The sequence below is a fragment of the Campylobacter concisus genome (assembly GCF_003048775.2).
Lineage (GTDB): Bacteria > Campylobacterota > Campylobacteria > Campylobacterales > Campylobacteraceae > Campylobacter_A > Campylobacter_A concisus_I.
The window spans coordinates 1,214,193-1,233,512 of the sequence record NZ_CP049272.1 but is presented as its reverse complement, the minus strand read 5'-3'; the positions used below and the strand labels follow the sequence as shown (position 1 = coordinate 1,233,512).

The 19,320-nt window shown below is 39.9% G+C and carries 24 protein-coding genes and 1 pseudogene; 21 read left to right on the top strand and 4 right to left on the bottom strand.

Annotated features, from left to right (window positions below; translation table 11 throughout):
* Positions 1–3 precede the first annotated feature (3 nt).
* The gene (flgG, locus tag CVT17_RS06190) at positions 4–792 is read left to right on the top strand and encodes a flagellar basal-body rod protein FlgG (RefSeq protein WP_021091447.1); all 789 of its coding nucleotides are present in this window, start codon (positions 4–6) and stop codon (positions 790–792) included.
* Positions 793–983: 191 nt separating this feature from the next.
* Here the strand turns inward: flgG and CVT17_RS06185 are convergent, their stop codons facing one another.
* The gene (locus tag CVT17_RS06185; protein WP_087577719.1) at positions 984–1,433 is read right to left on the bottom strand and encodes a tetratricopeptide repeat protein; all 450 of its coding nucleotides are present in this window, start codon (positions 1,431–1,433) and stop codon (positions 984–986) included.
* A gap of 103 nt (positions 1,434–1,536) precedes the next feature.
* Here CVT17_RS06185 and CVT17_RS06180 point away from each other — a divergent pair, with 103 nt between their 5' ends.
* The 7 genes from CVT17_RS06180 (at position 1,537) to CVT17_RS06150 (ending at position 6,741) form a co-directional block, all read left to right on the top strand.
* Positions 1,537–2,199: an AzlC family ABC transporter permease gene (locus CVT17_RS06180; protein WP_107858911.1), complete on the top strand. Its 663-nt coding sequence runs from the start codon at positions 1,537–1,539 to the stop codon at positions 2,197–2,199.
* Positions 2,196–2,531: a branched-chain amino acid transporter permease gene (locus tag CVT17_RS06175; RefSeq protein WP_107858912.1), complete on the top strand. Its 336-nt coding sequence runs from the start codon at positions 2,196–2,198 to the stop codon at positions 2,529–2,531. Before CVT17_RS06180 ends, CVT17_RS06175 begins: the two co-directional genes overlap by 4 nt.
* Before the next feature lie 85 nt (positions 2,532–2,616).
* Positions 2,617–3,663 (top strand): type II asparaginase, encoded by a 1,047-nt coding sequence (locus CVT17_RS06170; protein ID WP_107858913.1) that lies wholly within the window; start codon positions 2,617–2,619, stop codon positions 3,661–3,663.
* 108 nt (positions 3,664–3,771) lie between these two features.
* Positions 3,772–4,371, top strand: a complete 600-nt coding sequence (locus CVT17_RS06165) for a LysE family translocator (protein WP_107770173.1) — start codon at positions 3,772–3,774, stop codon at positions 4,369–4,371.
* Between the two features lie 74 nt (positions 4,372–4,445).
* Entirely contained in the window at positions 4,446–4,805 is a 360-nt protein-coding gene (locus CVT17_RS06160) for a DsrE/DsrF/TusD sulfur relay family protein (protein ID WP_085658300.1), read from the top strand.
* Positions 4,806–4,824: 19 nt separating this feature from the next.
* Positions 4,825–5,721, top strand: coding sequence for a DUF4299 family protein (locus CVT17_RS06155; RefSeq protein WP_107770174.1), 897 nt, complete (start codon positions 4,825–4,827; stop codon positions 5,719–5,721).
* A gap of 168 nt (positions 5,722–5,889) precedes the next feature.
* Complete coding sequence (locus tag CVT17_RS06150; protein WP_107858914.1) at positions 5,890–6,741, top strand: hypothetical protein; 852 nt, start codon at positions 5,890–5,892, stop codon at positions 6,739–6,741.
* A gap of 20 nt (positions 6,742–6,761) precedes the next feature.
* Here the strand turns inward: CVT17_RS06150 and CVT17_RS06145 are convergent, their stop codons facing one another.
* Entirely contained in the window at positions 6,762–7,721 is a 960-nt protein-coding gene (locus CVT17_RS06145) for an SLAC1 anion channel family protein (protein ID WP_107858915.1), read from the bottom strand.
* A gap of 83 nt (positions 7,722–7,804) precedes the next feature.
* Between CVT17_RS06145 and CVT17_RS06140 the strand changes: the two genes are divergently transcribed.
* From CVT17_RS06140 to glyS, 13 genes are all read left to right on the top strand, one after another.
* On the top strand, positions 7,805–8,449 hold the full coding sequence (locus tag CVT17_RS06140) for a Crp/Fnr family transcriptional regulator (protein WP_107858916.1): 645 nt from the start codon (positions 7,805–7,807) through the stop codon (positions 8,447–8,449).
* Between the two features lie 84 nt (positions 8,450–8,533).
* Entirely contained in the window at positions 8,534–9,871 is a 1,338-nt protein-coding gene (locus tag CVT17_RS06135) for an NAD(P)/FAD-dependent oxidoreductase (RefSeq protein ID WP_107858917.1), read from the top strand.
* A gap of 10 nt (positions 9,872–9,881) precedes the next feature.
* Positions 9,882–10,043 (top strand): YgaP family membrane protein, encoded by a 162-nt coding sequence (locus CVT17_RS06130; protein WP_021091464.1) that lies wholly within the window; start codon positions 9,882–9,884, stop codon positions 10,041–10,043.
* A 5-nt stretch (positions 10,044–10,048) separates the two neighbouring features.
* Positions 10,049–10,231 carry a YgaP family membrane protein gene (locus tag CVT17_RS06125; RefSeq protein WP_107858918.1) on the top strand — a complete coding sequence of 61 codons (183 nt, stop codon included), beginning with the start codon at positions 10,049–10,051 and terminating at the stop codon, positions 10,229–10,231.
* Between the two features lie 123 nt (positions 10,232–10,354).
* Positions 10,355–10,834 (top strand): 3-isopropylmalate dehydratase small subunit, encoded by a 480-nt coding sequence (locus tag CVT17_RS06120; RefSeq protein ID WP_107858937.1) that lies wholly within the window; start codon positions 10,355–10,357, stop codon positions 10,832–10,834.
* Positions 10,835–10,838: 4 nt separating this feature from the next.
* On the top strand, positions 10,839–11,906 hold the full coding sequence (leuB, locus tag CVT17_RS06115; protein WP_107858919.1) for a 3-isopropylmalate dehydrogenase: 1,068 nt from the start codon (positions 10,839–10,841) through the stop codon (positions 11,904–11,906).
* On the top strand, positions 11,903–12,148 hold the full coding sequence (locus CVT17_RS06110; protein ID WP_021091490.1) for a hypothetical protein: 246 nt from the start codon (positions 11,903–11,905) through the stop codon (positions 12,146–12,148). Before leuB ends, CVT17_RS06110 begins: the two co-directional genes overlap by 4 nt.
* Complete coding sequence (locus tag CVT17_RS06105; protein ID WP_103623912.1) at positions 12,145–12,561, top strand: CiaD-like domain-containing protein; 417 nt, start codon at positions 12,145–12,147, stop codon at positions 12,559–12,561. The genes CVT17_RS06110 and CVT17_RS06105 overlap by 4 nt, the downstream gene beginning before the upstream one ends.
* Positions 12,521–13,708, top strand: coding sequence for a CCA tRNA nucleotidyltransferase (locus tag CVT17_RS06100; protein WP_107858920.1), 1,188 nt, complete (start codon positions 12,521–12,523; stop codon positions 13,706–13,708). The genes CVT17_RS06105 and CVT17_RS06100 overlap by 41 nt, the downstream gene beginning before the upstream one ends.
* A gap of 74 nt (positions 13,709–13,782) precedes the next feature.
* Positions 13,783–14,262, top strand: coding sequence for a tRNA (cytidine(34)-2'-O)-methyltransferase (locus tag CVT17_RS06095; protein WP_085658320.1), 480 nt, complete (start codon positions 13,783–13,785; stop codon positions 14,260–14,262).
* The gene (locus CVT17_RS06090; RefSeq protein ID WP_107858921.1) at positions 14,259–15,662 is read left to right on the top strand and encodes an endonuclease/exonuclease/phosphatase family protein; all 1,404 of its coding nucleotides are present in this window, start codon (positions 14,259–14,261) and stop codon (positions 15,660–15,662) included. Before CVT17_RS06095 ends, CVT17_RS06090 begins: the two co-directional genes overlap by 4 nt.
* A gap of 3 nt (positions 15,663–15,665) precedes the next feature.
* Positions 15,666–15,818, top strand: a complete 153-nt coding sequence (locus tag CVT17_RS06085) for a hypothetical protein (protein WP_159070458.1) — start codon at positions 15,666–15,668, stop codon at positions 15,816–15,818.
* The gene (glyS, locus tag CVT17_RS06080; RefSeq protein WP_107858922.1) at positions 15,815–17,833 is read left to right on the top strand and encodes a glycine--tRNA ligase subunit beta; all 2,019 of its coding nucleotides are present in this window, start codon (positions 15,815–15,817) and stop codon (positions 17,831–17,833) included. The genes CVT17_RS06085 and glyS overlap by 4 nt, the downstream gene beginning before the upstream one ends.
* A 214-nt stretch (positions 17,834–18,047) precedes the next feature.
* Here the strand turns inward: glyS and CVT17_RS06075 are convergent.
* Together CVT17_RS06075 and CVT17_RS06070 are read right to left on the bottom strand one after the other, a co-directional pair.
* Positions 18,048–18,749 (bottom strand): annotated as a pseudogene (locus CVT17_RS06075) (phosphoethanolamine transferase).
* A gap of 281 nt (positions 18,750–19,030) precedes the next feature.
* On the bottom strand, positions 19,031–19,318 hold the full coding sequence (locus tag CVT17_RS06070) for a ComEA family DNA-binding protein (protein WP_107770183.1): 288 nt from the start codon (positions 19,316–19,318) through the stop codon (positions 19,031–19,033).
* Positions 19,319–19,320 lie beyond the last annotated feature (2 nt).

Genomic DNA, 19,320 nt, shown 5'->3' with positions numbered 1-19,320 from the left:
ACTATGATGAGATCACTTTACACTGCGGCCACTGGTATGATAGCTCAGCAGACGCAGATAGACGTAACCTCACACAACATTGCAAACGTAAATACTTATGGATACAAGAAAAATAGGGCTGAATTTGCTGATCTTATGTATCAAGTCATGGAGTACGCAGGTACGGCTACAAGTCAGACTACTACAAGCCCAACTGGTATCGAGGTGGGTCTTGGCGTGCGTCCAACGGCGATAAATAAAATTTTTTCTCAGGGCTATTTTAAAGAGACCAGCAACAACCTAGATATGGTAATAGCTGGTAACGGATTTTTTCAGATTCAGCTACCAGATGGCACGACAGCCTACACTAGAAATGGCGCATTTAAGCTTGACGCAAATGGCACGATCGTAAATAGCGATGGCTATCAGCTAATCCCTCAGATTACCGTGCCTGCGAATGCGACGCAAATTTCTATCGGCACAGATGGCACCGTGTCAGTGCTTCAAGCAGGCGAGAGAGAGATGGCTCAGATAGGTCAGATCGAGCTAGCAAATTTCATAAACCCAGCTGGCCTTCACTCAATGGGTGATAACAACTACCTGGAAACAAGCGCTAGCGGTAACGTGGTGGTAGGTGTTGCAGGACTTGATGGACTTGGCACGATCAGACAAGGGTTTGTTGAGATGAGTAACGTTCAGCTAGTTGAAGAGATGACCGATCTTATAACCGGTCAGCGCGCATACGAGGCAAACTCAAAGGCTATAACTACGAGTGATTCGATGCTTGAAATAGTAAATGGGCTTAAAAGGTAGGTAGTATGAACGCGACTCTAATTATTGTTGGGCTTATACTACTTTCTTTCATGCTTGAGGTATTTTGCTTTTTAAACAAAACGCCAAAAGGCAAGGACTCGATAAAACAGACGCATTAATTTGGGCTAAATAAAAATTTGGCACATTTTGTCTAAAATTTCTACTTTTATGAGTAAGAATAAAAGCAATTTTTAATTAATTAAAATTTTTAAGCTACTGCAAGCTTCATCCAAATCAAGCTCGCAGGCTTTTTTATAGTAGTTTTTTGCTCTATTTTTATCTTTTGGTATATCAGCATCTCCTGTTTCGTAGATAAGTGCAATGGTATAGCAAGCAAATACATTTTTTAGTTCGCAAGCCTTATTATAAAGTCTAAGTCCTTCTTCTTTCTCTTGCGCTAGAGTGTCTTTTTGTAGATATATATTTCCTAAAAATAGACAGCTATGTGGATTGCCTAGCTCGCAGGCCTTGTTTGCCATAGCTGCCATTTTATCGCGCTCATTTTTATTAAAGTAGATATATATAAGATCGGTGCAACTTTCTATGTTATTTAAAGTGCATTCACTTTCAAGCTTGGTGGTATCTAAATTTTTACCCCAAGAAAATAGAATACAAAATAAAATTAGAATTACCTTTTTCATCTTTTGGCTCCATAAATTTTTATTATTTTATAAAATTAGCTCCATTTTTACTCTAAATTTTTCAAATTTTGCTAACATTTCGGCTTTTTATGAAGGCAAAAATTTGACATTTAACTACGTTTTTAAACTATCCATCCCTATCTTTATGGGCTATTTCCCACTTGGTGTCGCATTTGGCGTGCTGGCAAAAAGCATGGGAGTTAGCGCATTTATCGCAGTGGCACTTAGCACATTAGCTTATGGCGGGGCTGCGCAGTTTATGATGCTCTCGCTCTTTAGCGTTGGCACGAGCCACGTTGAGGTCTTTATCGTGAGCTATCTAGTAAATTTGCGTCATACTTTTTATGGAATTTCACTTTTAAAAGAGTATAGCGGGATCAAATTTAAGCTTTTAAACATCGCTTTGCTAACAGATGAGACCTTTGCGATATTTAAAAATTTAAAGCTAAAAGAGGCGAGTGATCGCAGCTTTGTCTTTACTTGGCTAAATATCCTTTCTTGGTCTTACTGGGCGGCTGGGACGCTGCTTGGAGTGATACTTGGTGATTTTATCAAGGCTGATACAAAAGGGCTTGAGTTTAGCTTGACAGCACTTTTTATAGTTATTGTGATAGAGATGTTTAAAAATGATAAAAACTACCGTGTGCTCTTTGCGGCGACATTTTTTGGCGTGCTTGGAGTGAGCCTATTTCCAGCTAAATTTGTGCTTGTTGGCTCAATGGCGCTTTGTTTTGTATTTTTGCTTTTGTTCAAGGATAAAATTTGATAAGTGTAAACTCAAGCGAGATGGTTCTTTTTGTGGCGGTGCTCTTAAGCGCCTTGGCTACTTTTATAACGAGAGCAACGCCGTTTTATGTACTGAAAAACTATAAGCCAAACCCTTACTTAGACGCCATTGAGAAGCATATGGGCATGATGATAATGGTCGTTTTGGTCTGCTACGGCTTAAAAGATACGAAATTTAGCGAGTTTCCTTATGGCTTAAGCGAAATAGTAGCAGTTTTTACAGCTATTTTGATGCATTTAAAATTTAAAAATACCCTTCTTAGCATAGTTATTTCAACCGGAATTTATATGTTTTTGATAAGAATTTTTTAAATAAATATAAAATTTAAAAGTTAATAATTTTTTTAAATAAATGGCATTATAATGACTTTGCAAATTTTAATGCAAAGGAGCTAAAATGCGTTTAATCTTTAAGGCGGTGTTACTCATGATTTTAGGTGCTACTTTAGCGGTTGCAAAGCCAACCATCTACATACTAGCTACTGGTGGAACGATAGCGGGAAGCGGCTCAGGATCGCTTAATTCGAGCTATACTTCTGGAACTGTTACGGTCGATAAACTAATCGCAGCCGTGCCAGATATCAACAAGATCGCTACCATAAAAGGCGAGCAAATTTCAAATATCGGCTCACAGGATATGAACAACGAAGTTTGGCTAAAGCTTGCAAATAGAATCAACGAACTTCTAAATAGCGGCAAAGCCGATGGTATCGTCGTTACTCACGGCACAGATACTATGGAGGAGACGGCGTACTTTCTAAATTTGGTCGTTAAAAGCGACAAGCCAGTCGTGCTTGTAGGTGCGATGAGAAATAGCGGCTCACTAAGCGCAGACGGTCCACTGAATTTATTTAACGCTGTAAACGTAGCTATTAGCAAAGATAGCGTAGGAAAAGGTGTTGTGGTCACTATGAATGACGAAATTCACGCGGCTCGTGAGGTAACAAAGACCAACACAACAGGCGTTGATACATTTAAATCACCAAACAGCGGTAAGATCGGCACAGTTTTTTATGGCAACGTAAAATACTATATGAATCCGATTAGAAAACACACAGCAAAATCAGCATTTGACCTAGAGGGCGTAAAAGAACTTCCTAGAGTTGATATCATCTACTCTCACGCAAATGACAATCCTGACTTTGTAAAAATAGCTGTTAAAAACGGCGCAAAAGGTATCGTTAGCGCTGGTCTTGGCAATGGCAACCCTTACTTTAGCGTACTTGACGCACTTGGCGAGGCTTCAAAAGCTGGCGTAGTGGTAGTTCGCGACTCACGTGTAGGTAGCGGCGAAACAACTATGAACGGCGAAGTAGACGACGCAAAATACGGCTTTTTAACAAGCGATAATCTAAACGCGCAAAAAGCCAGAGTGCTTTTGATGCTTGCGCTTACAAAAACAAGCGACAAAGCCAAAATTCAAGAGTATTTCTTAACTCACTAAAAAAGAGGCGGCTTAGTCCGCCTTTTAAATTTAAGCTATAAATTTGATCGCAGGATCAGATCTATAGCTTAAATTTTTATATTTGTTAGCTAAATTTCAAGGCTTTTTATGGACTTCTTACTCTTTTTTGCTACGCTTGCTCCTATCTCGCTAATGCCGGGCATCAACATGACCTATGCGATGAGTATCGGTATGAGCTTTGGTTATAAACACTCGCTTATTATGATGACCGGACAGCTTCTTTCGCTTGCTTTCGTGGCATTTTGCTGTATGCTTGGCGTGGGTGCGGTGCTTCATCATTTTGAGTACGCATTTAAGGCGCTAAACATCATCGCAGGGCTTTATATGCTCTATCTTGGCGCGATGCTTCTTTTTGGCAAGGGCGAGCTTAGCGTAACAAACGTCTCAAATTTGCCAAGCAAAAAGCAGATGTTTATAAACGGACTCATCGTTTGCGTCACAAATCCAAAGGCGTGGATATTTTTCTCGGCTTTACTGCCTACATTTTTGGACAAAGACGATCCCTTTAGTCTAACTCGTATGTGCGTGATCACGGCAACGCTCGTTTCCATCGAGTTTTGCTCGCTAAATATCTACGCACTCGGTGGAGCTATGCTAAAGAAATTTTTACAAATGCACCTAAGGCTACTTGAAATTTGCACCGCCATTATCGTCTGCACGATCGGAGTACTTTTGCTTTTTAGATAAATTTAGCCTCTTTTTATATAGCTTGGCTAAAATTTGCTCGGTTTGCACTACATTTTTGGCAAAAGGAGAAAAAGATGAAAAAATTTCTATTTATACTTACAAATCAACCATACAACGGTACCGACAACGCCTACAACGCATTAAGGTTAGCTAAAACGCTAAAAGAAAAAGGCGAAGAGGTTAGAATTTTTCTAATGAACGACGCGGTCGACCTTGCGCGAAATAGCACCAAAAAGCCGGAAAACTACGACGTAGATCTAGTAGCGATGTTAAAAGAGCTTTACGCTAGCGGCGCTATGCTAAAGGTTTGCGGTAGCTGCCAAACGAGGTGCGGTTTGCATGCGGGAGAGCCTTATTTCGAGGCTGAGGTGAAAGGCAGCATGGATATCTTGTCCGAGTGGGTTAGGCAGTGCGATCAAGTGATGACGTTTTAGAGTAGGCGAAAGAGAATTTATGAGCGTAACATTTAAGGTGAAAAATAAAAAGAAGCTTTTGGGCGGATATGAAAAGGCGCTAAGCGAGCGTGAAATTTTAGAGTTTATAGAGGGATTTTGCTTTTTTAATGGTCAAAACGACGAGCCGATCGAGCTTTCGCTAAACGAAAACGTGATGATTGCTGGCGTATGGCAAAAGAGTGCTCGCGGCTTTGAGTTAAACTATGAAGACGGCAAATATATCGTCCGAGTCTGTACTCCAAGCGGCGTCGGCGACTGGCAGACGGCGATTTTGCTTTTATCTAAAATTTCAGCCAAAACCGGCTCGAAAATAGAGTGCGACAACGAGGAAATTTACGATAGCGAGCAAATTTTAAAATTTGATTATGAAGCCGACATAATGTGGGGACTTGAAGCTCTAAAGGACGCAAAAGAGAAAAATCAAACGCTTTATATCTCTGGCCTAGAGCGCGACGTGGCGTTTGACGCGGTTATGATAGATGAAATTTTTGCAAGCGCTAGCCCTGCGGCTAAATTCGATGAGATGATGAGGCGGGTGCAGTATCTTGACGCTTATAGTGCAAGAGAGAATTTATACGAAGATAAAGACGGCAACGAAATTTTTGGCGCATATACGCTTAGCGAAAATTTACCGACTATCTTGCCTTACGCTCCCTCTCCGTCGTGGCAGGCGCAAGAAGTTCTAGGAGAGAGAAAGGTCTCGCGCTGGATACTTACGCTAGTAGTCGGCGTAGACGATAAGGACGCGCACGTGCTTGGCGAATGCGAATATGGCGCTTTTATGGTAAATCTGCCAAAAGAAAAATATCGCTTCATAGACGCCGCAAATATACTGGTTGAGCCGCTTAGCGAAGAAGAGATGAGAGAAATTTTTAAAAAGGCAAATGAGGCTTAGGCTTAAGTTGATAAACCGTAAGGAAATGAAAATTCGCCTCAGGCTTGCTTAAAAATTTAAGTCGGTTTCAAGCGCGGATTTAAACTCGTAAAAGATAGAATTTTACTGGTATTGCCGCTTTTTAGCCTAAACTAATCTAGGCTTTGCGTGATTTGAAAAAGGATAAAAATGAAAATTTTAAAGGCTATTTTAGCGGCGGCATCGGCGGTTTGCTATCTAAACTCGGCCGTTTTACCGCAAAGCGATTGGAGTAAAAGAGAGCTAAAAGGCGAGGTCAAAAGCATGACGGCTACGGAGTATGAATACTCTACGGACGGCTCCGGGACGCTAGAAAATACGCGCGTAAAGCGGACGGAGTTTAACGAAAACGGCTATATACTGCAAGAAACCGAGCATATAAACGGCGTGCCAAACAGCTCGGTTTTGTTTGAGTACGGCAAAGACGGACTAATCCGCAAAAAATATCAAGATAGCGCCGTTTATCTCTACGAATACGAATTTGACGGCGAAAATTTAGTCGCGACGGCCAAAGAGCAGCATGTGGAGGATAGATTTTACCCCCGCACGGAGAAAACCACTTACGGCAAGGACGGCAAAATGATCGCTCGGGCGGCGTATTCCGGCGGGACGCTAGTGACGGACGATAGCTACGTCTACGACGAAAATGGCGTTTTAACGCGGATAGAAAATAATATGGAGCCGCGCCACGCCATAGTGATAAGCTTTGAGCGCAAGCCAAACGGAGAATACGAAAAAATCACGCAAGCCCCAAACTCAAAGTGGGTTTATTACTACGCCGCAAACGGCGACGAGATGGAGTATACGTCGGTAAATTACTTCGGCTCCGAGGCAAAAATCTGGCAAATCTTGCAGTTTAAAGACATAACGAGGGACGAGCGGGGGAATTTGACGCGTAAAACCTCGGTCAAATTTAAGCCCGCGGACAAATACTACGAAAACGGCGACATAACGGAAATCGGTCTATATAAAAAGCTAGAAATCAGCTACAAATACTACTAAAGTAAATTTTTGAGCTAAGGTTATTTTTCCGAAAAAATTTCGCCGTTTATTATAGATTTAACCGTTAAAAATCCGACTATCAAAATCAAAGCGACTAGAGCCGCAAAAGCGCCGACTCCTAAAACTAAGTAAAAATCGCTTTGCGTAATTTCGTAAGCTTTTAAAAACGCTATGGAGCTAGCGGCCGTCGGGAAGGTAAAAGCCCACCACGATAGGGCGAATTTGAGTTTAATAAATCTTTTATACGAAAAAAGTATAAGCGCTACGAAAAATACGTTTATATTAAGTAGTATCGCCGCAAAAGCGTCGAATCGCTCGGTTAATTTTACGTATCCCAAAAACGCCATAGCGGGCGGCGCTAGCGTAATGACTAGCGTCGGGACGAATTTGTCGGCTAACTTATCGCAAAAAACTAACCTATAAAATATAACGGCGAATAAAATAATCCAGAAAAATAGCCCCAAACTAAAATAGTACCAGATCGCTTGAGATTTTTCGGCTATGATCGGGATTAGCAAGTTGCCCACTACGGGGATAAACCATGCCGGATTTAGCGTCGCGATATCGAATTTTTCGTCGATCCAAAAAGAAATTACGTAAAGCGTAAAAATCGTTTGCAAGCCTAAAGCCGCGTAAAAAAGCGAGTAGTATAGTCGCGGCGCGTCTTTGTAGGCTAGAGCTAAAAGAAAAAGCGAAATAATAAACCCGCCGAAAAAATTTATCTTTATAGGGTGCGAAAATTCGGCCTTTGCTTCTTCTTTAAATTTTAAAAGCTTAAAGAGGTAAAACGCCGAAAGTAGGCAAAATACCGTGCAGTCTAGCGCTCTAAGCGCCGAGAATATCTCGCCGGGTAAAACAAATATCTCGCTTAATTTCTTATAAGCCGCGCAAAGCCCTCCAAGCCCCATAGTACCGGCAAAAAGCATAATCGGCAGCGATTTTATTTTGCTTTGCGAGTCGTTTTGCTTAACGTCGTGCATTGTTTTTCTTTTCGTATTAAATTTTTATGCAATATTACCTATAATAAGGTTAAATTTTTGTAACGAAGTCACGAAAGGGCAAAATGTTAAGCGAAGAGTTAAAAAAAATTTTGCGCGAGAGATTTACGAATAATTTCGATCTAGCAAGCGAGGATCTAAATGCGATCTTTGCTAACGCGTATCTAAAAACCGTAAAAAAGGGCGATATATTTTACTCCGGAAACGATTGCTTCGGATTTATCTTTATACTAAAAGGCGTTTTAAGGGCGTTCGTATCGTCTAACGCAAAGGAAATAACGATATTTAGGCTAACTAAAGACGAGAGTTGCGTGCTGTGCGATACGTGTTCTATAAATTCGCTAGAAAATAAGGTAAGCGTAGAAATCGAGCAAGACAGCGAGATTATCGTTATTCCGGCGCGAATTTACAAACCTCTTAAAGAAAAATATCCGAGCATTTTAAATTTTACTCTAAAAATCGTAGCCGATCGGTTTGCCAGAACGATAAACGTTATGGAACAGGCTTTGTTTTCGCCGCTTTCGGCGCGGATTATGAATTTCTTATCCCAAAGCATCGAAAATCTAAACGAAAATTTTATAAAAATAACTCACGAAGAGCTGGCGAATCATCTAGGAAGCGCTAGAGAAGCGGTGTCTAGGGTGCTAAAAGAGCTTGAGAGAAGCGGACAAATAACGCAAAGTCGCGGCGAAATAAGGCTAGTTTCTTAAAATTCTCGTTTTAAAGTAACTTTGTTACGGAGAGAGCGGCCTTTTTTATGTAGCATTTCATAAACTCGTTTAAAAGGAGAATTTATGAAAGGACTGCAAAGAAGAGACGCTTTAAAGCTAATGGGGGCTGCGGGACTAGCTACTAGTATGAGCGGTTGCTCGGCAACGGGCGACGAAAACGACGATATAAATTCTAAAATCGTCATAATGGGCGCGGGACTTAGCGGTATCGCATTGGCGGCTAAACTTAGAAGAGATATGCCTAACGCCAAGGTAATTCTCGTGGATAAAGACGAGAAATTTTACTATCAGCCGGGCTTTACGCTAATCGCCGTAGGAATTTACGAAGCTAGCGACGTCGTTTACGAAAAAGCGGATTATATCCCGCAAGGAACCGAGTGGATACGCAAAAACGTATCGGAAATAAAGCCCGAAGCCAATCTGCTCGTCTTAGACGACGGGAGCGAGCTGGGGTATGATTATCTAATCGTAGCAAGCGGCGTGGAATACGACTTTGAAGCCGTTAAGGGGCTAAGCTTAGAGGATATTAACGATATGAGCGGCAATATATCCTCCGTCTACACTCTACAAGGCGCCGTAAAGAGCAACGAGCTGATGAAAAAATTCTCTCAAAACGGCGGCGCGGCGGTATTTTGCGATCAAAAAACCCCGATGAAATGCAGCGGCGCTAATAAAAAAGTAACATGCATGAGTGAAGATAGGCTGAGGTTGGCCGGCAACCGCGATAAAGGCAGCGTTAATCTTTACGTCGGCGGCGGCAAGCTTTTCGGCGATCCGACTTATGCCGCGGCGATGACTCAAATAATGATAAAAAGAAAGATAAAATTTAATCTTCGCCACCAAATCGTAGCCGTCGATAAAAGCTCAAATACCGCTACTTTCGAGTTTTGGACGGCGTATAGACAAAACGGCGAAGATAAAATCGCGTCTGAGCTAATCGACGTAAAATACGACTGGCTTCACCTGCCGCCTAAGCAAAAAGGAAGCGAAATTTTAGCTCGCGCCGGCCTAACTAAAGAGGGCGACAAGTTAAATTTTCTAGCCGTCGATAAATACAGCCTGCAAAGTACAAAATTTAAAAATATATTCGGTATTGGCGATATTTGCGGATTTGCGGCCGGCAAAACGGGGGCTAGCGTTAGGAAAATGTATCCGATCTTAGCTAAAAATTTAGCCGATACGATAAAAGGACGAGAACCTAGCGAGAAATTTACCGGATATACGGCTTGCCCTTTTATCACCAAATACGGCAAGGCCATAATGGTAGAGTTCGACTGGGAGGGGACGGCTCCGACGTTGGAGTGCTTCGGCGCTACTAGAGAGAGCTATATGAGTTGGCTGGTTAAAATTTACGGATTTAAACCTATGGTTATGAACGGAATGCTAAAAGCTTTAGCTTAAAGGAGATAAAATGAGCGTTTTAGATAAAACTATACGTTTGATTATAGCGGCGATTTGGTTTTTTATTTTCGGATTTATTTGCGACTGCTGGTTGTGGACGGTCGGACTAATTCCGCTTTTAACGGGATATTACGGTTACTGCCCGCTTTATAAAATTTTTAAAAAAAGGTAAAAAATATGGTAAGCGCGAAAAGTAGAATTATTAGGGTCGTACTGGGGCTAATTTTTACGGTAGCGATTTGGTATTTTTATGAGAGCTACTGGGCGTTAATCGGGTTAATCCCGATTATCGTCGGCGTTACGGGTTTTTGCCCGGCGTGTAAATTCCTGGGCAGGTGTTCTTTAAATTTAAAAAAATAAAAGGGGCGTTTAACGCCCTTTGCCTTGCCCTTTAGCCGTTTGGGCCGCAAATTTTATTCGCCGTTTGATGAATTATTTAGCTACTTTTGGCTAAAATCTCGAAAATTTAAAAAAGGCGAAACGATGAATAAAGTTTGGAAATTCGGCGACAATATCGATACCGATATAATTATCGCCGCCAGATACTTAAATACTTCCGACGAAAATATCTTAGCAAAACATATAATGGAGGACGCCGATCCTAATTTTAGTACCAAGATAGATAAAGGCGACATCATTGTAGCAGGCGAAAATTTTGGCTGTGGTAGCTCTCGCGAGCACGCTCCTATCGCACTTAAAGCTGCTGGCATTGGCGCGGTGATAGCTAAAAGCTACGCGAGAATATTTTATAGAAATAGCTTTAATACAGGACTTTTGATACTTGAGATAAAAGAGACAGATGAGATAAACGCTGGTGATAAACTAAAAATAGATGTTGATAACGGCGTGATCGTAAATTTAACCAGTGGCAAAGAGTATAAATTTAGCCCTATACCGCCTTTTATGCAAGAGCTTTTAAATGCTGGCGGACTTATAGAGTATGCAAAAGCAAAGATGGAATAAAAACATGAAAAAGTATAAAATTTGTGTTATAAAAGGCGATGGTATAGGCCCTGAAATAATCGACGAAGCGATCAAAATTCTAGACGTCGTAAGTGCTGAGTTTGGGATAAAATTTGAGTACGACTACAAGCTTATGGGTGGTGCAGCTTATGATGTATTTGGCGTGCCTTTGCCAGATGAGACTCTTAGTTCTGCTCTAAACTCTGATGCTGTGCTTTTTGGGGCGATCGGCGGCGAGAAGTGGGATAGCTTGCCAAGACATCTAAGGCCAGAGAGTGGGCTTTTAAAGATTAGAAAAGAGCTTGAAGCTTATGCAAATTTACGCCCAGCCATTGTTTTTGATGAGCTAGTGGATGCTAGCACGCTAAAGCCAGAGGTTTTAAGAGGCGTTGATTTTGTCGTGGTTCGTGAGCTAACGGGCGGACTTTATTTTGGACAGCCACGTGAAAAAGGCGAAGATAGAGCGTTTAATACGATGGTTTATTCTAAAATGGAGATCGAGCGCATCGCAAAGATCGCCTTTGAAACAGCAATGCTTCGCAAGAAAAAGGTCTGTATGGTCGATAAGGCAAATGTGCTTGAGACAAGTCAGCTTTGGCGTGAGGTGACTAGCGAAGTGGCAAAGGGCTATCCTGAAGTAGAACTTAGCTTTATGTATGTCGATAACGCAGCGATGCAGCTAGTAAGAGCGCCAGCAAATTTTGACGTCATACTTACTGAAAATTTATTCGGCGACATTTTAAGTGATGAGGCGAGTATGGTCTGTGGCTCGATAGGACTTTTGCCAAGTGCTAGCATGGGCGGCAAAGTGGGAATTTATGAGCCAATACACGGCTCAGCTCCAGACATCGCAGGGCAGGGCATAGCAAATCCAATCGCAACAATTTTAAGCGCAGCTATGATGCTAAGATACGCATTTAGTGAAAATGAAGCCGCAGATGCGATAGAAAATGCTGTGAAAGAGGCACTAGCAAAAGGTTATAGAACAAAAGATATCGCCGCTTTTAATGCGGTTGAAATTTGCTCAACTAGCGAGATAGGTGATGTTATCGCAGGATTTATCAAAAAATGAAAAACACAATCACTGAAGCACTGATCTACGAAGCTCAGGGGCTAAAAGATGATGCACTTGAAATTTATAAAAATATCTTAAAGCAAGATCCGTCAAACAAAGACGCTCTTAGCGCGATAAACCGCCTGAGTGGACTTCGCAAAGAGCGAGCGATAAAAAACGAGCAGATGAAAGAGTTTTTTATAGCGATGAAAAGTGATGAAGAGATAAATGAATTTAAAAGGTGGTTGATAAGATTATGAAGCTTGATGATATCGCTAGAATGGCAATCAGTGAGGTTAGCGCTGAGCTTGAAAAAATAGAAGCATTGCAAAGTAAGAAGCAAGAAGAGCTCGAGCGTGAGAATCTAAAAAAAGAGCTTTTGGCCATAGAGAATAATGAAAATGCGCTAAATAACGAGCTAAAAGTTGAGGCAAATTTACAAAATGAGCAAGCGTTTGAGGTAAAAGAGGAGCCAGTAAGTCCAATAAAAAATAGAGAGGTGAGCGAAGAGAAAATTTTCTTAGCAAACCTTGCTGAACGCATAGAAGTGCTTTTTGAAGGGCTTAAACAAACTAGTGAACAAAATCTTGCTTCAAGGCTTGAGCTAACGACAAAATTTTTAGAATTTACCCTTGCAAATATCGAAAATAGACTCCAAAATCTCTCAAAATAAGCCATTAGACGGCTTAAAAAATGAGATAAAAATCAAAAATGAAATTTATAAAAATAGCGAGCTAGACTTTTTTAGATCGCTATTTGCTCCATTTACTTCACGTGTCTATCTAGTTGGTGGCTGCGTGAGAGATGCATTTTTGGGGCGAGAAATTTATGATTATGACATCGAGGTTTATGATATTGAGCCTACTAAATTTAATGAGCTAATGGCTAGTATAGGTGCTAGCGGTGTTGGTAAAAGCTACTTCATTTATAAATACAAAAACTACGACATTGGGCTTCCAAGAAGTGAGAGCAAAACTGGAAATTCACACAAAGACTTTGCGGTAAGCTATATTAATGATCCCAAAATAGCGAGCCTTAGGCGAGATTTCACGATAAATGCCATGATGATGAATATCTTTAACGGAGAAATTTTAGACTTTTACGGCGGAAAGCAAGATCTAGCAAACAAGACATTAAAGCACATTGATAGTGATAAATTTAAAGAAGATCCACTAAGGGTACTTCGTGGTGTACAGTTTAGCGCGAGGCTTGATTTTAGCATAGCTGATGAGACGCTAGCTCTTATGAAAAGCCTTAGTTTAGAGCATCTAAGCAGAGATAGGATAAATACTGAGCTTATTAAATTTTTTCGTGCAAAGCATCTTGAAAAGGGAGCTTACTATCTTTTTGAACTTGGACTTTTTAAAGAAATTTTTGGCGTGCAAATTTCTATGGATGATGGGTTTTTAAGCTATCTTAAGAGTGCTAGAGAATTTGTGGATGATGAGAGATTATTTTTATATCTACTTTTTGGAAATTTTGAGTCTAATGCAAAAGAAATTTTAGAGAAAATGCGTCTACCAAAGAGCTACTTTTCTATCTTAAAGCAGCCTTATTTTAAGGATATACCAAGCGATAAAGAGCTAATGCAAATTGCCCTAAATATGCCCATAAAATCATGGCTTGGAGCTTATAATAAAGAGCGGATAGAGCGTGCCAAGAAGCTTGGAATTTATGAGGCAAAATTTGATGCAAAAGTTGATGTGGCAGAAATTTTATCAGCTGGTTTTAAAAACGAAGAGATCGCAAAAGAGATAAAACGTAGGCAAGAGCTTGAAATTTCAAAATATCTAAGCGAGCATAAGCCTAGAAAAGATTAGTCTTTAAAACTCTTAAAAGCCCATTTTGGCTAAAATAGGCTAGTTTATAACACTTTTTAAGGCAAAGAAAGCTTATGTTTAACATAGTCTTAGTTCATCCTCAGATACCGCAAAATACTGGAGCTATCGGTAGAATGTGCGTTAATGCAAATTTAAAGCTACATATCGTTAAGCCCACTGTGTTTGATCTGAGTGAAAAGGCTGTTAGACGAGCAGGGCTTGACTACTGGAAAATTTTAAATCCAAAAATTTGGGATAGTTTGGAAGAATTTTTAGAAGCAAACTTAAGCCACAAGGATAGATTTTTCTTCGCTACTACAAAGACAAATAGGCTTTACTACGAGGCCGAGTTTAAGCCAGGAGATTTTATATTTTTTGGTGGCGAGAGTACTGGACTGCCAAGAGAATTTATGGATATAAATTTTAAAAACGCCATAACCATACCAATGGGAAAAGAGGGCAGGAGCTTAAATTTAGCTATGAGCGCTGGCATTATCGCTTATGAGGCGATCAGGCAAAATATCACTGAATTTGACTTTAGGAGTGAGATTTGAGAGTAGTTTTTGCTTTGGTTTTTACTATTTTAGCGGCATTTGCGAGTGAAATTAGCATCGCAACTTATAATGTGCAAAATTTATTTGATTGCAAAGATGATGGTAGCGAGTATCTTGACTTTAAAGTAGGCGTATCAAAGTGGGACTGCGAGGCGGCTGATTCAAAACTACAAAGGACAAGACAAGTCATAAATGCACTAAATACTGACATTATTGCACTTCAAGAGATCGAAAATGAGCAGGTTTTAAAAGCTCTGGTAAGTGATAGCGAGTATAAATTTGTAAGCTTTACAAAGGAGAAAAACTCGCCTGTTGGGCTTGGGCTTATTTCAAAGTTGCAGCCAAGTGGCAGTGAAATTTTTAAAGTTCCAAATGTAAAGACGAGAAATATTTTAAAGGTTGTTTTTGAGGTAGAAGGTAAGAAATTTAGCATATTTGTAAATCACTTTCCAACTTATAAAAATGGCATAAATATGCAAAAAAAGGCTGAAAAAACGTTAAGAACGGCTCTAGGCAAAGAGAAAAATGCGATTATTTTGGGTGATTTTAATTCGCCTTTTGGGCAAAAGTCTATCTTAAACGATATCATTGTAACACGTAAATTTTACGACCTTTACAAGGAATTAGCGCCAAATGATAGATACTCTCACGCAGTGCACGGTAAAAAGAGGGCGATCGATCATGTTTTAATCTCACCTAGTTTTATAGAAAGTGGCGATCTTAGCTATATCTCAGGCAGTTTTGAGGTCTTTAAACCAAGCTTTGCAGTCGATGAAAATGGTTTTGCTAGGAGCGATCTTTACTCAGATCACTTTGCGTTAAAGTTTAAAATCTCAACTGATCCAAGCCCAGCTAAAAGCGGAATAGTAAGTAAAATTTTTAAATCCGATAAAGACAAAGCTAGTAAAAAAACAAGCGAGCAAAAGTATAAAAATGCTGATATAGACGCACTTTTTGCAAATCCAGAGGACTTACCAGTGCTTGTTGATAGGGCAGTTGTTATACTAAAAGATAAAAAAGGCTTTATCATCTCAAAAGATCACCGTGGAATTTATGTCTATGATCCCAAAAATAACGTAACTGTGGGCAAAGAGCTAGACATTTTGGTAAGGCGCATGAAAGTTTATAAAGATGCTCTTGAGGTGAGCTCTTATGAGATAATAAATGAATACGGCACTAAAGACGTGAGTGAAAATTTACTCGATGCTTCACATCTAAATGAGGCAAGAAGTGGCGACGTGATAGCTAAAATTTCTGGCAATCTAGTAGGTCGCTATTTACATACGCCATATGGAAAGATTAGGGTTTATAGTAAGAAAAAGCTAAAACAAGGCGAACAAATTTTTGAAAATGTAAGAGTGCAAATTTACAAAAGAGAAAATCAAATCGTCGTGGAGTAGAAAGTGCAAATTTTAGATATTTTTATGATAGTGGCGTTTGTTTTATTTGCCATTTTTATGATAAGGGGCGTCATTTTGCAGGCGCAAGAAAAGGAGAAAGTAAGAGAGATGATAAGAGAAAAAAGAGAAAATTTTAATAAAAAGAGTGAAATATGAAAGAGTTATTATTAGAGATTGGAGTCGAGGAGCTTCCAGCGATACCGTTTTTAAGGGAGTTGCCAAGCATCAATGCTAAATGGCAGGCTGTACTTGAAAAATATAACATCACAAGTGAGTTTAAATTTTATTACACGCCACGTCGTTTGGTCTTTTTTCATGAGAAATTTCCACAAGCACAGCCTGATAGCGTGGCTAGTTTCGTTGGCGCGCCAAAGCAAGTAGCGCTAAAAGACGGAGTCTTTACAAAGGCGGCACTTAGCTTTGCTAGCAAATGTGGCATAGATGAGAGCGAGCTTAAATTTAAAGAGATAGATGGCAAAGAGGTGCTTTACTACGAAAAAGAGGTAAAGGGCGAGCCAGTCGCTAAGATAATGGGCGACATGGTTGAGGAGTTTCTAAAGAGCCTAAATTTTGGCAAGTCTATGCGCTGGGGCAATGGCGAGTTCGAGTTTATCCGCCCGATAAGATCGTTTTTGTGTTTGCTTGGTGAAGAGGTCATTAAATTTAATAAATTTGGCGTGGCAAGTGGCGACTCTACTTATCCGCACAGAAGCGTTAGCTACGACATGATAAAAATATCAAATATAAAAGAGTATTTTGAAGGCTCAAAAAGTCGCGGCGTCGTGCTTGAAGCTGCCGAGAGAGAAAAAATAATCCTTGATGAGTTTGAAAAGATCAGCCAAAAAAGCGGGTTAAAAATCGAGATAGATAGAGATCTTCTAGCTGAAGTCGTGGCGATTACCGAGTACCCAACAGCACTTCTTGGCTCGTTTGAAGAGGAATTTTTAGAGGTGCCAAGCGAGGTCATCGTCACTTCTATGAAAGAAAATCAGCGCTATTTCCCAGTATTTAAAGATGGTAAGCTCGCAAATGGCTTCGTTGTCGTTAGTAACGCTATCACAGATGACTACTCGCTTATTATTAAGGGCAACGAAAAGGTGCTAAGAGCAAGGCTAAGTGATGCGATGTTCTTTTGGCAAAGCGACCTTAAGGCAGAATTTAGCCCAGAAAAACTAAAAAATATAACCTACCTAAAAGAGCTTGGAAGTATCTATGAAAAAGAGCTTAGAGAGCTAAAAGTGGCTAAAAAACTAGCTAATAACTATGATGAGCTACTTAAAAAAGAGGCTGGCGAGTATGAGGCGAAGCTAGAGCGAGCTGTAATGCTAAGCAAGGCTGATCTTACAACGCAGATGGTTTATGAATTTACCGAGCTTCAAGGCGTCATGGGTGCTTACTACGCAAAGGCTAAAAATGAAGATGAAAACGTCGTTTTAGCCATAAAAGAGCAGTATCTGCCAGACGGCGAGGAGGCGCAGTGCCCAAGCAAGGTCTTTAGCTCGGTTGTAGCGCTTTCAAATAAGCTTGATACGCTAATGGGGCTCTTTAGTATCGGCAAAATCCCAAGCGGCACCAAGGACCCATACGCCCTAAGACGCGCGGCAAATGGCGTGATAAAGATCGTTTTGGCGCATAATTTGAAATTTAACGTAAAAGAAATTTTAGAAGATATCGCAAAAGACTACAAGAAATTTGACGTTGAAGTGCTTATAAATTTCATCCTTGATAGGCTCTATACCTTCTTTGACGCAAACTCTTCTATCGTAAAAGCTTGCATAAAAAGCGGCGAAAAGGATATCTTGGAGCTAACCAAGATGATAGAGGCACTTGCTAAAATTTCTAGCGAGCCAAATTTTAGAGAGAATTTCTCGACATTTAAACGCCTTGCAAACATCATAAAAGATGATAAATTTAGCAAGGTCGATGAGAACCTCTTTGAGATAGATGCTGAAAAGGCCTTAAATGATGCATTTAAAGCGGTCGATAAGAGCCTAGCGTATGAGCCAAGGCTAAAGGCGCTATTTGCATTAAAACCACAGATCGATGAGTTTTTTGACAAAGTTATGATAAACGTTGAAAACGAGAAAGTGCGAAACAATCGCATCGCAATCATCGGTCAAATTTATAGCGAGATACTAAAAGTAGCTGATATAAAAGAGATCAGCTTTTAAATTTACGCCAGCTTCAGGCTCTTGCTTGGGCTGGCTTTTTATTTGCTACCTAAAAATATCAAATTCTGACTCGTAAGCCTTAGTTTTCACCCCAAAATATCCAAGAACTGAGCTAAATATAAAATCATGCGAAAGGCTTTCATTTTTTCTAATTTTTAGCCTTTTTAAAAGTTCTCTATCGCTTGAAAAGACTATGGCTGGGATGTGCTTTTGCTCATCTGGAGCGATGGAGTAAGGTTAGATCATGTAAATATATGTCATTTTCGCCTAAGCTCTCTCCGTGATCTGAGAAAAAGAACATGGTGACTTCAAATTCGTCTTTTCTTGCTTCAAGAGCGTTTATCAGCTCACTTTGTAGATAGTCCTCATATAAAATGGTGTTGTCGTAGGTATTTGCTATCTCATCTGGCGTGCATTTATTTAGCTCGGCAGTATCGCAAGTTGGGGTAAATTCTTTAAATTTGCTTGGGTAGCCTTTGTAGTAGATAGGGCCATGCGAGCCTTGAAGATGTAGCACGATAAAGGTGGTGGAATTTGCATCTTCGATGACCTTTTTTGCTTCATTAAATATCACTTCGTCAAAGCTTTCTGCTCAATGATCTGAAGTATAGTTTTGATCAAGATTGTCACAAACACCCTTGCAACCGCCGCTATTGTTGCCAAAAAAGTATGTTTTTATGCCAAGTTTATTGATGATATCAACTAAATTTTCACGAGCTTTTGCTTCGCGGTTGCTAAAATCTTCTCGCTTTAAGTCTGAAAATAGGCAAGGCACACTAGTCTCTGTGGCTGTTCCACATGAGTAGAAATTTGTAAAACTTACCACATCTTTTTGCTTGGTGAATTTGTTTGTATCGTTTTTAGCGTAGCAATTTAGCGAGTAGTTTTTGCTCCTTTGCGTCTCGCCAACTATCAAAACTAAAATTTTCTTTTTATCATCAGCTAGTACCGCATCATCTGTTACATAAGTAAAAGGTAGTGGTTTTTGTGTGATCGATTTTACTAGTTTTACAGCTGAGTAGATGGGATAGTATGGGAGCAATGCGGTTCTTAAATTCGAGTGTTCTCTAAAAATAAGATAAAAATAATTGCAAATATAAGAAAAAGAGTATAGAAAAAAGAGTGGATTATTTTATAGAAAGTCATAATAATAGGACTCAAGTGTAAATGACTAGAAAATTTAAATAAAAAATAAGATTATTTTTTCTTGCCTTTGGAGTTTTTTGCTTCAGATTTTTTGACTTTCGCATTCTCTTTTATGCTAAGTTTTGCCTTAACTTTTTGCATATCGTTAAAACCAATACCTTGGACTCTTTCAAGTTCATCGATGCTTTTAAATTTATGGGCTTTTCTGTATTTTATAATGTTTAACGCTTGGCCTTTGCTTAGCCCAAGCTCCATTAACTCGTTTTTGCTGGCTGTATTTAGATTAGCGCCATATGCAATACTTGCGACTGCTAAACAAAGTAAAATTTTAATCCTCATCT